Annotated in this window: 11 protein-coding genes and 1 pseudogene; 6 read left to right on the top strand and 6 right to left on the bottom strand. The window is 72.9% G+C overall.

The annotated features are described in order from the left end of the window. Positions 1-88 precede the first annotated feature (88 nt). Entirely contained in the window at positions 89-553 is a 465-nt protein-coding gene (locus tag BS73_RS24470; RefSeq protein WP_235215514.1) for a hypothetical protein, read from the top strand. A gap of 223 nt (positions 554-776) precedes the next feature. Here the strand turns inward: BS73_RS24470 and BS73_RS24465 are convergent, their stop codons facing one another. Next, positions 777-2,150 carry an FAD-binding oxidoreductase gene (locus BS73_RS24465; protein WP_037575952.1) on the bottom strand — a complete coding sequence of 458 codons (1,374 nt, stop codon included), beginning with the start codon at positions 2,148-2,150 and terminating at the stop codon, positions 777-779. Positions 2,151-2,231: 81 nt separating this feature from the next. Further along, the gene (hppD, locus tag BS73_RS24460) at positions 2,232-3,404 is read right to left on the bottom strand and encodes a 4-hydroxyphenylpyruvate dioxygenase (protein WP_037575950.1); all 1,173 of its coding nucleotides are present in this window, start codon (positions 3,402-3,404) and stop codon (positions 2,232-2,234) included. A 145-nt stretch (positions 3,405-3,549) separates the two neighbouring features. Here hppD and BS73_RS24455 point away from each other — a divergent pair, with 145 nt between their 5' ends. The 4 genes from BS73_RS24455 to BS73_RS24440 all read left to right on the top strand — a co-directional run bounded on the left by BS73_RS24455 (position 3,550) and on the right by BS73_RS24440 (position 7,358). After that, entirely contained in the window at positions 3,550-4,197 is a 648-nt protein-coding gene (locus tag BS73_RS24455) for an ABC transporter permease (RefSeq protein ID WP_037575948.1), read from the top strand. A 67-nt stretch (positions 4,198-4,264) separates the two neighbouring features. Beyond that, positions 4,265-5,512 carry an ABC transporter ATP-binding protein gene (locus tag BS73_RS24450; RefSeq protein ID WP_407675148.1) on the top strand — a complete coding sequence of 416 codons (1,248 nt, stop codon included), beginning with the start codon at positions 4,265-4,267 and terminating at the stop codon, positions 5,510-5,512. After that, the gene (locus BS73_RS24445; RefSeq protein ID WP_037575945.1) at positions 5,509-6,354 is read left to right on the top strand and encodes an ABC transporter permease; all 846 of its coding nucleotides are present in this window, start codon (positions 5,509-5,511) and stop codon (positions 6,352-6,354) included. The genes BS73_RS24450 and BS73_RS24445 overlap by 4 nt, the downstream gene beginning before the upstream one ends. Beyond that, complete coding sequence (locus BS73_RS24440; protein WP_051940433.1) at positions 6,351-7,358, top strand: glycine betaine ABC transporter substrate-binding protein; 1,008 nt, start codon at positions 6,351-6,353, stop codon at positions 7,356-7,358. The genes BS73_RS24445 and BS73_RS24440 overlap by 4 nt, the downstream gene beginning before the upstream one ends. 112 nt (positions 7,359-7,470) lie before the next feature. Here BS73_RS24440 and BS73_RS24435 read toward each other — a convergent pair whose 3' ends face one another. From BS73_RS24435 to BS73_RS24420, 4 genes and pseudogenes are all read right to left on the bottom strand, one after another. Beyond that, entirely contained in the window at positions 7,471-8,274 is an 804-nt protein-coding gene (locus BS73_RS24435; protein ID WP_235215513.1) for a S16 family serine protease, read from the bottom strand. A gap of 19 nt (positions 8,275-8,293) precedes the next feature. After that, positions 8,294-8,944: an IclR family transcriptional regulator gene (locus BS73_RS24430; protein WP_037575943.1), complete on the bottom strand. Its 651-nt coding sequence runs from the start codon at positions 8,942-8,944 to the stop codon at positions 8,294-8,296. Positions 8,945-9,156: 212 nt separating this feature from the next. Beyond that, complete coding sequence (locus BS73_RS24425) at positions 9,157-10,920, bottom strand: DEAD/DEAH box helicase (RefSeq protein ID WP_051941537.1); 1,764 nt, start codon at positions 10,918-10,920, stop codon at positions 9,157-9,159. Positions 10,921-11,173: 253 nt separating this feature from the next. After that, positions 11,174-12,666: pseudogene (locus BS73_RS24420) on the bottom strand (MFS transporter). Between the two features lie 152 nt (positions 12,667-12,818). On the opposite strand from BS73_RS24420, the gene BS73_RS24415 reads away from it, so the two are divergent. Next, positions 12,819-13,706 carry an alpha/beta fold hydrolase gene (locus tag BS73_RS24415; protein ID WP_037575936.1) on the top strand — a complete coding sequence of 296 codons (888 nt, stop codon included), beginning with the start codon at positions 12,819-12,821 and terminating at the stop codon, positions 13,704-13,706. The last annotated feature ends 31 nt before the right edge of the window (positions 13,707-13,737 follow it).

Raw genomic sequence — 13,737 nt, 5'->3', positions numbered from 1 at the left:
ACACGGCGGACGGGAGCGCCTGGTCGGGCGCGGCATGGCACGATGGGACGCCATGCGCAGAGGACTGGTCCGCGGAGGAGCGTGGGCGGTGGCCACGGGAGCCGCCGTCTCACTGTCCTGGCTGGGCGTGCACAGCGTCCTGCGGGACCCGGGGACGGGGGCCGCGGCGGTGGCGCTGCCGTCCGGCTCGCCGAGCGAGAGCACACTGCCGCCGGCGGTCGGCGAGGCGGTGCGGCGGCCCGCGCCGGAGTCCTCGCGGACGGCGACGCACAAGGCGGCGCCCTCTTCCGCGCCCGCCTCCGCGCGGCCGAGTGCGAGCCCGAGCGACTCCGGATCCGTCAAGAGCTACCAGCTGCGGGGCGGGCGGGTCGCCGTCTCGCTCGGGGCCTCGTCGGCGAGCGTGGTCTCGGCGGTGCCGAACGCGGGCTGGTCCATGCATGTCTACCGCTCCGCGGAGTGGTTCCGGGTCGACTTCCAGCAGGGCTCCTCCGACTCCTCCCTCTTCGTCACCTGGAACGGCCACCCCCCGCTGGTCTCCCGCTACGAGCAGTAGGCCACCCCCCCGGGCGTAGCGCCGCAGGCGCAGGCAAGGGGCGCGGGGAACTGAGCGGCCGGCGCCGCACTCTGCCGCACTCGGCAGCGGAGTCCGGGTTGCAACCCTCCCCCACGCCGTTGCCGGTTGCGGCGCCGTAGATGCCTGGGCGCGCAGTTCCCCGCGCCCCCTACTTGCGCCTGCGGCGCTGCGCCCGGGGCGCGTGAGCGGGGCCGGGGCTGAATCAGAACAGCTTGCCCGGGTTCAGCAAGCCCAAGGGGTCGAAGACGGACTTGATCGCGCGCTGGAGCTCCACCCCCACCGGGCCGATCTCCCGCGCCAGCCACTCCTTCTTCAGCAGGCCGACCCCGTGCTCGCCGGTGATCGTCCCGCCCAGCTTCAGCCCCAGCGCCATGATGTCGTCGAACGACGCCTGCGCCCGCGCCCGCTCCTCCGCGTCGGATCCGTCGAAGACGACCGTGGGGTGGGTGTTGCCGTCCCCCGCGTGGGCGCACACCCCGATCGTCAGCGCGTACCGGTCGGCGATCTCCGCCACCCCGTCCAGCAGCTCGGCCAGTCGCGACCGCGGCACCGCGACGTCGTCGATCATCGTGGTCCCCATCGCGTCCAGCGCGGTGAGCGTCAACCGCCGTCCCTGCAGCAGCAGTTCGGACTCCGCCTGGTCCTCCGCCGGGACCACCTCGGTCGCCCCCGCCTCCCGGCAGACCTCCGCCGCCGCGGCCAGCTCAGCCGCCGGCTCCGGGGTGTCGAAGGCCACCATCAGCAGCGCGGCGGTGCTCTCCGGAAGGCCCATCGAGGCGAAGGAGTTGACCGCCCGGATGCTGGTCCGGTCCATCAGCTCCATCAGCGAGGGCGCGAACCCCCGCGCCATGATCTCGCAGACCGCCCGGCCCGCCGTCGCGTTGTCCGGGAACTCCGCGGCCAGCGCCAGCTGCGGCGCCGGCTTGGGCCGCAGCGCCAGCACCGCCCGTACGACGACCCCCAGGCTCCCCTCGGAGCCCACGATCAGCCGGGTGAGGTCGTACCCGGCGACGCCCTTGGCGGTCCGGCGCCCGGTGTGCAGCAGCCGCCCGTCGGCCAGCACTACGTCGAGCCCGAGGACGTACTCGGCGGTGACCCCGTACTTGACGCAGCACAGTCCGCCGGAGCCGGTGCCGATGTTGCCGCCTATGGTGCACATCTCCCAGCTGGACGGGTCCGGCGGGTAGTAGAGGCCGTGCTCCTCGACGGCCCGCGACAGCACCGCGTTGACCACGCCGGGCTGCACCACCGCGATCCGGTTGACCGGGTCGATCTCCTCGATGGCGTCCATCTTCACCATCGACAGCAGGATGCAGCCGTCCACCGCGTTGGCGGCGCCGGACAGACCCGTCCGCGCGCCCTGCGGGACGACGGGCACCCGCAGCTCGGTCGCCGTCCGCATGATGTTCTGCACGTCCTCGGTGGTCCGCGGGAAGACCAGCACGGCCGGCGCGCCGGCCTCGCAGAAGGCGGCCGTGTCCACCGCGTAGGTGCGGGTCACGTCCGGATCGGTGACCACCGCCTCCGCGGGCAGCGCAGCACGCAACTTGTCAGTGAGTTGATTGAGCTGACTCATCGCTCGTTCCCTCCCAAGCGGCCGATCCGTACTCCTGCTTGATCAGCAACTCTTTCGCTTGGAAGGGGCTTGTACAAGGGGTCAGAGGTTGCCGCGCCTGGCCTGCTCGCGCTCGATGGCCTCGAAGAGGGCCTTGAAGTTGCCCTTTCCGAAGCCCTCCGAGCCGTGCCGCTCGATCAGCTCGTAGAAGAGGGTGGGCCGGTCGGCGACCGGCCTGGTGAAGATCTGCAGCAGGTAGCCGTCCTCGTCCCGGTCGGCCAGGATCCGCAGCTCGCGCAGCTCCTCCAGGGGGACGCGGGTCTCGCCGACCCACTCCCCCAGGGTGTCGTAGTAGCTGTCCGGGGTCTCCAGGAACTCCTGCCCGGCCGCCCGCAGTTCGCGCACCGCGCGGACGATGTCGCCGGTGGCCAGGGCGATGTGCTGGACGCCGGGGCCGCCGTTGAACTCCAGGTACTCGTCGATCTGGGAGCGCCGGCGGCCGGGCGCGGGCTCGTTCAGCGGGAACTTCACCTTGTGCCCGCCGTCCGCGACCACCTTGGACATCAGCGCCGAGTACGCGGTGGCGATGTCGTCCCCGACGAACTCCTTCATCAGCCCGAAGCCCATCACCCGGCGGTAGAAGTCCACCCACTCGTCCATCCGCCCGAGCTCGACGTTGCCCACGCAGTGGTCGACCCCCTGGAAGAGGTCCGGCTGACGCGGGGTCACCGTGGGGTCTTCCCTGCTAGAGCGGAGTCGAGAGCTTGGGGAAGGTTCGACGGCCCGGTAGCCGGGGAGGTACGGGCCGCGGTAGCCGGCCCGCTCGACGAGGGTGTGCCGGACGTCGCCGTAGGTGCCGATGGCGGCGACCACCACGGTGCCGTGCTCGTCGGTCAGCTCGCGCGGCTCGGCGAGCCCGTGCGCCCCGCGCTCGACGGCGAGCCGGTACGCCCGGCGGGCGTCGGGGACGGCCAGCGCCAGGTCGACCACCCCGTCCCCGTGTGCGGCGGCCTGCCCGGCCAGCCGCCGCCCGTGCTCGCCGTCCCGGGTGACGGCGGAGCTGAGGACGATCCGCGCGCTGCCGGACTCGAGCACCCAGGAGGCGGTGCCGGCCTCACCGGTCTCCGGACCCCGGTACGCGGTGAGCCGCAGGCCGAGCGCGGTGGAGTAGTAGTGGGCGGCCTGCCGGGCATTGCCGACGGACAGCTCCACCGCGTCCACGCCCAGCACCGGGAAGTCGGCGGGACCGGTCACACCTGACGAACCATCAGCCATACCGTCCACCGTCCGGCCGCCCGGCCCCGGCCGCAAACCGCCGGGCCGACCGGGTGACGCCGCCCGGGTGACGCGGTCCGGCCGCCGCTCCCGCCCGGAGCAGTCCGGCGGGCGCGGTCGACGGGGCGTCAGTTTCGATGACCTGGTGAACTTCTGGGACTTCATCAGCTCGCGGCACGCGCAGCTGCTGACCGACACCTACCAGCACGCCAGCGCGGTCTTCCAGTGCATGGTGGTGGCGACGGTGATCGGCGTGGCCGTCGGCGCACTGACCTATCGCAGCGAGCGGGCCGCCCAGCTGGCCATCGGTTCGACGGTCACCATCCTCACCATCCCCTCCTACGCCCTGCTCGGTCTGCTGATCCCGATCCTCGGCCTCGGCGTCGCGCCGACCGTCACCGCCCTGGTGCTGTACGCGCTGCTGCCGATCATCCGGAACTGCGTCGTCGGGCTGCGCGGGGTCGACCCCTCGCTGGTCGAGGCGGGACGCGGGATCGGCATGACGCGGCTGTCCCAGCTGTTCCTGGTGGAGCTGCCGATCGCCTGGCCGAGCATCCTCACCGGCATCCGGGTCTCCACCCAGATGAGCATGGGCATCCTGGCCATCGCCGCCTACGCCTCCGGGCCGGGCCTGGGCAACGAGATCTTCAACGGCATCTCCTCGCTGGGCAGCGCCAACGCGCTGAACGAGGTGCTGGCCGGAACGCTCGGCATCGTCATCCTGGCGCTCCTCTTCGACGCGGCACTGGTCCTGATCGGCCGCCTGACCACCTCCAGGGGGATTCGTGTCTGATGCCACCTCCACCGCGGACGCGTCCGGGCCCGGCGGCCGGCGCGGCGGCGGGAAGACCCCGGCGATCCTGGCCGAGAAGCCGGAGGGGGTGACCGGGGCCGGAATCGAGCTGGTGAACCTGAGCAAGGTCTACCCGGGCTCGACGCTGCCCGCCGTCGACAACATCAGCATGGAGATCAACCCCGGCGAGACGGTCATGCTGGTCGGCCCGTCCGGCTCCGGGAAGTCCACCACCCTGAAGATGATCAACCGGCTGATCGAGCCGACCTCGGGGCAGATCAAGATCGCCGGCGACGACGTCACCAGGCTGGACCCGGTGAAGCTCCGCCGGCACATCGGCTACTCGATCCAGTCCTCCGGCCTCTTCCCGCACATGACGGTGGCCCAGAACATCGGCCAGGTGCCGAGGATGATCGGCTGGTCGAAGAAGCGGATCAGGAACCGGGTGGAGGAGATGCTCGACCTGGTCGGCCTGGACGCCAAGGAGTTCCACGACCGCTACCCCCGCCAGCTCTCCGGCGGCCAGCAGCAGCGCGTCGGCGTGGCCCGGGCGCTCGCCGCCGACCCGCCGGTGCTGCTGATGGACGAGCCGTTCGGCGCGGTGGACCCGATCACCCGCGACCACCTCCAGGACGAGCTGATCCGGCTCCAGCACGAGCTGCACAAGACGATCGTCTTCGTCACCCACGACTTCGACGAGGCGATCAAGCTGGGCGACCGGATCGCGGTGCTCCGCGAGCGCTCGGTGATCGCCCAGTTCGACACCCCGGAGGCGATCCTCACCAACCCGGCGGACGAGTTCGTGTCCGGCTTCGTCGGCGCCGGGGCGGCCCTCAAGCGGCTCAACCTCACCCGGGTCCGGGACGTCGAGATGGCCCAGGTCCCCACCTTCACCGTGGACGACCCGCTGGAGCGGATCTTCAACTTCCTCCGCGAGCACGGCGGCAGCGAGCTCCTCCTCCTCGACCGCCGCAACCGCCCGTACAAGTGGCTGAGACGCGGGGACCTGATGCGCGCCCGGGGCTCGCTGGCCCGGGCCGGCGCGCTGGTCCAGGACACCGTCACCCAGGACGCCACCCTCCGCGACGCGCTGGAGGCGGTGCTCACCGACAACGCCGGCCGGGTCTCGGTCACCGGCCGCCGCGGCGAGTACCTGGGCGTGGTCGACATGAAGACCCTGATGGACTCCGTCCAGGAGCTGCTGGAGGAGGACCGGCTGACCGCCGCCGAGCACCAGCACGACCTGGCCCAGCTCCAACATCCGGAGACGGACCGGCAGCTGGAGGGCCACCCGGGCGAGGAGGGGCGGGCATGAGCACCCTCATGCAGCCACCCGGGCGCGACCCCGGGGACGCCGACGGCCGCGAGGACCCGTCGGATCTCCAGGAGCAGGAGATGCCGGCCAACCCGGCGCGGGCGCGGCGGCTCACCCTCACCAAGCTGATCGTGACGCCGCTGGTGGTGGTCGCCGCGGTGGCCGCCCTCTACCTGTGGATCAGCAACGTCCACCTGGACGCCATCGAGAAGCAGTCGCTCGGCGGCGGCCAGGTGCAGCTCTACCTCTGGCAGCACATCAGGCTCACCGCGATCTCCACCTTCTTCGTGCTGGTCATCGCGATCCCGCTGGGCATCGTCCTGACCCGGCCGTGGGCGCGGTGGGGGGTGCCGGTCGCGGTGAGCCTGGCCAACCTCGGCCAGGCCTCCCCGGCCATCGGCATCCTGGCGCTGCTCACCTTCTGGCTGGGCATCGGCGTCAAGACCGCCCTCTTCGGCATGGTGGCGTACGCGGTGCTGCCGGTGCTCTCCAACACCATGGCCGGGCTGCGCTCGATCGAGCCCTCGCTGCTGGACGCCGCCAGGGGGATCGGGATGTCCCCGCTGGGCGTGCTGGCCAAGGTGGAGCTTCCGCTCGCGGTCCCGCTGATCCTGGCCGGCGTCCGGACCGCCCTGGTCTTCAACGTCGGCACCGGGACCCTGGCCGCGTTCGTCAGCGGCGGCGGGCTCGGCAACCTGATCACGGACGGCATCGTCACCCAGCGGACCCGGGTGCTGATCGTCGGCTCGGTGCTGGCCGTGGGCCTGGCGCTGCTGGTGGACTGGCTGGCCTCGATCGCCGAGCTCCTCCTCAACCCCCGCGGACTGGAGGGTTCCCGGTGAGCGGGCGGGCGAGGGGACGGCGGCGGGCCGGCCTGCTGGCGGCGGCGCTGCTGGCGCTGCTCCCGGCCGGGGTCTCCGGGCTGTCCGGCTGCGGCCTGCAGAGCGGCGAGCCGATCGCCGACACGGTCCGGCCGGGCTCGGTCGGCAAGGGCGAGCCGCTGGCGGGCGCGACCCTCACCGTCACCTCGAAGAACTTCAGCGAGCAGATCATCCTGGGCGAGATCATCGGCCTGGTCTTCAAGGCCGCCGGCGCGACCGTCATCGACAAGACCAACATCCAGGGCTCGATCGGCGCCCGCCAGGCCATCCTCAAGGGCACGGCGGACGCGCTGTACGACTACACCGGCACCGGGTGGATCACCTACCTCGGCCACACCAAACCGATCGCCGACCCCCAGCAGCAGTGGCAGGCGGTGCACGACGCCGACCTCGCCAACGGCGTGACCTGGCTGCCGCAGTCCGACCTCAACAACACCTACGCGCTGGCCGTCACCGCGCGGACGCAGCAGGAGACGGGTGTCCGGACGCTCTCCGACGTGGCCGCGCTGACCCGGACCGACCGCGGCAAGGTCACCCTCTGCGTGGAGAACGAGTTCGCGGTGCGCAGCGACGGCCTGCAGGGGATGGAGAAGGCCTACGGGATGGACATCCCCAACGGCCAGGTGCAGAAGATGGACAGCGGCATCGTCTACACCACGCTGGCGGGCGGCCACGCCTGCCGCTTCGGCGAGGTCTTCACCACGGACGGCCGGATCCCGGCGCTGAACCTGAAGGTCCTGGCGGACGACAAGAAGTTCTTCCCCAACTACAACGCCGCACCGGTGATCAACTCCGCCTCCCTGAAGAGGTACCCGGCGATCGCCGGCCTCCTCGGACCGGTGACGAAGAAGCTCACCACCGAACTGGCGCAGAAGCTGAACGGCGAGGTCGACGTCCAGGGGAAGGACCCCCGGACGGTGGCCAAGGACTGGCTCGTCCAGGAGGGCTTCATCAAGTCCGGCTGAGGCCCGGCGCCTTGCCTCGGCGGCGGCGGCGCCGCGGGCGCACCGCAGGGGCGGGAGCAGCGGAGGAGACGGCGGAAGGGCTGAGCCGGGGCGGAGAAAGCGCGTCCCGGCGTCAGCAGGACGGTACCGCGCCCCGCCCCGCGTCGATCGCCTCCAGCGCGCTGACCGCCTGCGCAAGGCTGTCGACCGGCACCAGCCGGAGCCCGGCCGGCGTGTCCGCCCGGCCCTCGCTGCACTCCACGGAGGGCAGCAGGAAGACCGTCGCCCCGTCCCGCGCCGCCGCCTTCGTCTTCAGCGCGACCCCGCCGACCTGCTTGACCTGCCCGTCCGAGGTGATCTCCCCGGTCCCGGCGACGGTCCTGCCCCCGGTCAGGTCGCCCCCGCCGCCGTTCCCGGCCAGCTTGTCGATGATCCCCAGCGCGAACAGCAGCCCCGCGCTGGGGCCGCCCACGTCCGCCAGCCGCAGCTGCACCTTGACCTGGTCGGCGTTCAGGTGGAGGTATCCCAGCGCCGCCGCCGTCGCGTCGTTCTGCGACTGCGTCATCTGCTGCTGGTCGGTCCGGTTGATCTCGGAGAGCGACTGCCCGGACGGATAGACGGCGTCCCGCGGCACGACCGCGCGGTCCGGGTCCGGCCAGGCGCTGAGGGCGTCCCAGATCGAGAGGGAGTCCTGCGGCGCGGTCGCCGCGATGGTCACCATCCGCAGCTGCCCGCTGGTCGGGCGGACGGCGTGCCCGCTGATCGTGATCACCTGCTTGCCCTGGTACGAGCCCAGGGTGTCGGCGGTGATCCCCGGCTGCATCACGGTGAACGGCAGCGGGGCGAGGAAGGCGACCAGCAGCAGCGCGACCACCAGGGCGGCGCTCACCGCGAGCGCGACAGGGCGCGAGAGCAGCTTTCGGGACAGTCGGGACACCCGGGTATCCTACGGTCCCTCAGCGCAGGGTCTCCGCCAGCGCCGCCGCAGCGGCGATCACCCGCGGCCCGACGCTCTCCGCGACCGGCCCGCCCAGCAGCACCACCCCCACCGAGCCCTCCACCCCGGCCAGCCCCAGCAGCGGAGCGGCGACCCCGCAGGCGCCGGAGCGCACCTCGGAGGCGGCGACCACATAGGGCGGCTCCGGGCGCCTGCCCGGCGGCAGGCCGCGGGCGCTGAGTATCGCGCGGCCCGCGGCGGACTCGTCCAGCGGATGCCGCTGCCCGGTCCGGTAGGCCACGTGGTAGTCCGTCCAGCTGGGTTCGACGACGGCGACGGCCAGCGCGTCGTTCCCGTCCACCAGCGTCAGATGCGCCGTCGCGCCCAGGTCCTCGGCGAGCGACCGCAGGGCGGGCAGCGAGGCCTCGCGCAGCAGCGGATGCACCCGGTGGGCGAGCCGCAGCACACCCAGGCCGACCCGGGCCCGGCCGCCGATGTCCCGGCGCACCAGGCCGTGCTGTTCCAGGGTGGCGAGCAGCCGGTAGACGACGGTCCGGTTGACGGCGAGCCGGGAGGCGAGCTCGGTCACGGTGAGGCCGCGTTCGGAGTCCGCGAGCAGCTTGAGCACGCGGACGCCCCGATCCAGGGTCTGCGAGGTCTCGGCGGTCACGACGCGCTTCTCTCTTCCGCACGGACGGGACCCCGTACCGGCGTCGTTGACGACACGTGGTCCCGCGCACTCCGTCAGCGGGAGCGTGAGAGGAAAGTAGTGAGCGGATCCGCCCTGCGGTAGTGGCTGTCCAGAATTCGGTCAGAGATCGTGACCTGGGAATTCCGCCTATGCGCGCAAACCGGGGCACAAGCATTCCGCTTGTGCCGGTTTCAGCGGGGCCGGGTGGCCCATTCGCGGATCCTGGCGATCCGGGCGTTCAGCTGGGCGGCCGAGGCCTGCGCGGTCAGCGGGCCGCCGCACTCCCGGCGCAGCTCGTTGTGGATGGTCCCGTGCGGCTGCCCGGTGCGGTGGTGCCAGGCCCCGACCAGCGTGTTCAGCTCCTTGCGGAGCTCGCGCAGCTGCTGGTGGGTGACGATCGGCCGCTCCTCGGCGGGCTTCTCGATCAGGTCGGCCTCCTCGGCCGGCCGGGACTTGGACTTCTGAATCTGCCGGTGCTGCCGCTTCTGAAGCAGCATTTGTACCTGATCGGGCTCCAGAAGACCTGGGATTCCCAGGTATTCCTCTTCCTCCTCGGAACCCACATGCGCCTGCATGCCGAATTCCGCGCCCTCGTAGAGCACCCGGTCGAAGACCGCGTCCGACTCCAGGGCCTCGAACTTGAACTCCTCCTCGCCGAGGCCGTCGCCCTCGTTCTGCTCCTCCTCGGCCTCGCGGAGCAGCGCGTCCTCCTCGGCGAAGATGTCCTCGTCCTCCGAGCGGCGCGGCCGGTCCAGGACGTGGTCGCGCTCCTCCTCCATGCTGCTCGCGAAGCCGAGGAGGTCGGGCACGGTCGGCAGGAAGACGGACGCGGTCTCGCCGCGCCGCCGGGCGCGGACGAAGCGGCCCACCGCCTGGGCGAAGAAGAGCGGCGTCTGGATCGAGGTGGCGTAGACGCCGACCGCCAGCCGCGGTACGTCCACGCCCTCGGAGACCATCCGGACCGCGACCATCCACCGCTGGGTGCCCTCGGAGAAGTCGGTGATCCGCTGGGAGGCCTCGGCCTCGTCGGAGAGGACGAGGGTCGCGCCCTCCCCGGTGATCTCCCGGATCATCTTGGCGTAGGCCCGGGCGTGCTGCTGGTCGGTGGCGATGACCAGGGCGCCCGCGTCCGGGATCGCCTTGCGGACCTCGGTCAGCCGGCGGTCGGCGGCCCGCAGCACGTTGGGGATCCACTCGCCCTCGGGGGCCAGGGCGGTGCGCCAGGCCTGGTTGATCGCGTCCTTGGTGAGGGGCTCGCCGAGCCGGGCGGAGACCTCGTCGCCCTGCTTGGTGCGCCAGCGCATCTGGCCGCTGTAGGAGAGGAAGATCACCGGCCGGACGACGTGGTCGGCGAGGGCGTTGCCGTAGCCGTAGGTGTAGTCGGCGACCGAGCGGCGCAGCCCCTCCCGGTCCTCCGCGTAGGTCACGAACGGGATCGGGTTGGTGTCGGAGCGGAACGGAGTACCCGTCAGGGCCAGCCTGCGGGTGGCCGGTTCGAAGGCCTCGAAGCAGGCCTCGCCCCAGGACTTGGAGTCGCCGGCGTGGTGGATCTCGTCCAGGATCACCAGCGTCTTGCGGTTCTCCACCCGGTTGCGGTGGAGCATCGGGTTCACCCCGACGCCGGCGTAGGTGACCGCGACGCCGTGGTACTCCGGCGACAGCCGCCCGCTGCTGTACTCCGGGTCGAGCCGGATGCCGAGCCGGGCGGCCGCCTCCGCCCACTGCTTCTTCAGGTGCTCGGTCGGGGCGACCACGGTCACCTGCTGCACCAGGTGGTGGTGGAGGAGGTAGCTGGCGAGGGTCAGCGCGAAGGTGGTCTTGCCGGCGCCGGGGGTGGCGACCGCGAGGAAGTCCCGCGGCTGCTCCTCCAGATAGCGCTCCATCGCCCGCTGCTGCCAGGCGCGGAGCCGGCCGGCCGTGCCCCAGGGGGCGCGGCCCGGGTACGCCGGGGAGATCTGGTGCTGTACTGCCGGGTTCTGCGAACCGGTGGGCGTGCTCTGCGAGGGGGATCCTGCTGCTGCGGCGGAAGCGGCTGCGGTACTCACGATCTCCGTCGGGTTCCTCGGGTACGTCGGTCGCGCCCGGTTGCTGCGCGAGGCTGGGCCGCAATCGGACAACCCGCCTAGAGTACCGGCCCGCGGCCGCCCCGCCCGGCCCAACACCACCCCCCGCCCCACGGCGAAGGGCCGGAGCCGGGACGGGGAGAGGCTACGGCGCCGTCTTCGCCCGGGGCGCGAGGACCGCGCCGACCGCCGCTCCGCAGGCCATCACGATGAAGATCACGCCGAAGGCGAAGGGGTGGTGGCTCCCGCCCGCGGCGCCCGCCACGCCGACCGCCGTCCCCGCCGCCGCGCCCCGCCCAGCGCCGCGAACAGCACCCCGGCCAGGCCCACCAGCAGCACGTTCCCCAGCGAGTCGGACATCTGCAGGGAGGCCGAGTTGGTCCCGGTGTCCTCCGGCGCGGACTGCGCCATCAGCAGCACGCTCAGGCTGGAGATCAGCATCCCCATCCCGGCCCCGCCGACCACCCAGGCGCAGGCCACCACCCACGCCGGAACCCCCGGCAGCAGCGCGGTCCCCGCCCCCGCGATGGCCAACGCCGTGAGGCAGAAGCCCAGTTGGAGCAGCCGCCCGCGGTACGGCTCCAGCCGCGGCCGCCCCTGCAGCCAGGAGCCGCCCGCCCAGGACGCCCCTCCCCCGGCCAGCGAGAGCCCGGCCAGCGTCGGCGACAGCCCCCGCTCGGTGACCAGCATCAGCGGTACGAAGGACTCCGCCGCGAAGAAGGTCCCCGCCGCGATCCCGCGCAGCAGCACCACGGTCGGCAGCCCCCGCCCGGCCCGCACGGTCCCCCGGGGGAGGATCCGCAGCACCGCCGGCACCAGCACCGCCGCCCCCAGGACGGCCGGCACCAGCGAGAGCGGCACCAGCCGCTGCCCGGCGTACTGCAGCAGCCCGGCGCCGACCGCCACGGCCAGCGCGAGGAGGACCCGCCGCCGGTCCATCCGGCCGGCCCAGCGGCCGGAAGGACCGTCGGCCGCCGCCTCCTGCTCGACCTCGAGCCGCCGCAGCTGAGGCACCATCACCGAGCCCGGCAGCAGGATCAGCACCGGGATCGACAGGAACACCCACCGCCAGCCGAGGTTCTCGGTCACCGCCCCGGAGATGGCCGGCCCCACGATGGACGGCACCACCCAGGAGGCCGAGAACGCCGCGAAGACGGACGGCCGCAACCGCTCCGGAAAGGCCCGCCCGACCACCACGTACAGCGCGACGATGACCAGTCCGCCGCCGAAGCCCTGCACCGCCCGGCCGCCGATGAACTCCCACATCCGGCCCGCCGTCCCGGCGACCAGCAGCCCCGCCCCGAAGAGGAGGATCCCGGTGGTCAGCGGCGCCAGCGGCCCGCGTTTGTCGCACCACTCGCCGGAGAGCACCATCGCCAGCAGGCTGGTGGTGAAGAACCCGGAGAAGGCGAAGGCGTAGAGCCCGATCCCGTGGAGGCTGCGCGCGGCCACCGGCATCGCGGTGTTCACCGCCGTCGCCTCGAAGGCGATCAGCAGCACACAGGAGACGATGCCGAGGGTGAACGCCCGGTACGGACGGGACAGCACGCCGGGGGCGGCGGAGCTTTCGGCTGAGGCCGGCGCGGCGTCGGACCGGCGATCGGAAGTGGTGGTCACCCCAGCAACTGTAAGTGGCATGCCTGCCACTGGCGCCTGTCCGGAGACGGAGATCGGCTCCTCCTTCCGACCGAGCCCCCGGGGGCCGCGTCACTGGGCGTGCACAGGACCCGCCGCATGTCGCCCCGCCCGCCCGCGGGCGCGGGCCATGCCGATCCGCGAGGATCCGTGTCATGGCCGAAACCAGCGCGCGCTACCAGTCCTACGACGGCTCAGAACTCGCCTACCGGGTTCTCGGCCCCGACCCCGTCGGGGACTCGGGCACACCGCTGATCGCCCTCGCGGGCGGGCCCGGCCGGGACGCCGCCTACCTGGGCGACCTCGGCGGGCTCTCCGCCGACCGCCCGCTGATCATCCCGGACCTGCGCGGCACCGGCGACTCCCGGGTCGCCGGCGCCGACCCGTCCGCGTACGCCTTCCCCCGGCTGGCCGAGGACGTCGAGGCGCTCCGCCGGGCGCTCGGCCTGGAGCGGGTCGCGGTGCTCGGCCACTCCGCGGCGGCCACCCTCGCCGAGGCGTACGCCGCGCGGCACCCCGAGCGGGTCTCCCACCTGCTGCTGATCACCCCCGGCACCCGGCTCCAGGCCCGGCGCACGGACGACGCCGAGCGGATCTTCCGGGCCCGCAGCGCCGAGTCCTGGTACGAGGACGCGGTGGCGGCGGTCTCCGCGCTGGACAACGCGCGGGACCTCGCCGAGGTGCGCCGGCTGCTGCTCCGGGCGGCGCCGGCCACCTACGGCGAGTGGGGCCCGGCCCAGCAGGCCCATGCGGAGGCGGAGGGCGGGCAGCTCAACCCGGTGCCGAGAGCGGCGTTCTGGCAGGGGGTCGACCACGGGACGCGGCTGACGCTGCTGGACTCGCTGCGGACTCTGGCGGCGCCGGTGCTGATCGTCACCGGCGAGCGGGACGGCCTGAGCGGCGTGGACGCGGGCGACGAGGTCGCCGTGTCCTTCCCCCGCGCCCAGCACCGCACCCTCGCGGGCGCCGGCCACTACCCGTGGGTGGACCGGCCGGAGGCGTTCCGCGCGCTGGTCGACGCGTTCCTCGCCACACCTGAGTGAGCCTGCGGGGCGCCTCAGGGGCCCGGCGGGG

The organism is Phaeacidiphilus oryzae TH49 (genome assembly GCF_000744815.1).
Taxonomy (GTDB): Bacteria; Actinomycetota; Actinomycetes; order Streptomycetales; family Streptomycetaceae; genus Phaeacidiphilus; species Phaeacidiphilus oryzae.
The sequence above is the reverse complement of the archived record's forward strand: the minus strand, read 5'-3'. Positions and strand labels throughout refer to the sequence as shown.

Bases quoted from the DNA above. Each gene is read 5' to 3' on its own strand.
- BS73_RS24465 (WP_037575952.1), bottom strand. From the start codon at position 2,150: ATGAGTCAGCTCAATCAACTCACTGACAAGTTGCGTGCTGCGCTGCCC.
- hppD (WP_037575950.1), bottom strand. From the start codon at position 3,404: ATGGCTGATGGTTCGTCAGGTGTGACCGGTCCCGCCGACTTCCCGGTG.
- BS73_RS24445 (WP_037575945.1), top strand. From the start codon at position 5,509: ATGAGCACCCTCATGCAGCCACCCGGGCGCGACCCCGGGGACGCCGAC.
- BS73_RS24415 (WP_037575936.1), top strand. From the start codon at position 12,819: ATGGCCGAAACCAGCGCGCGCTACCAGTCCTACGACGGCTCAGAACTC.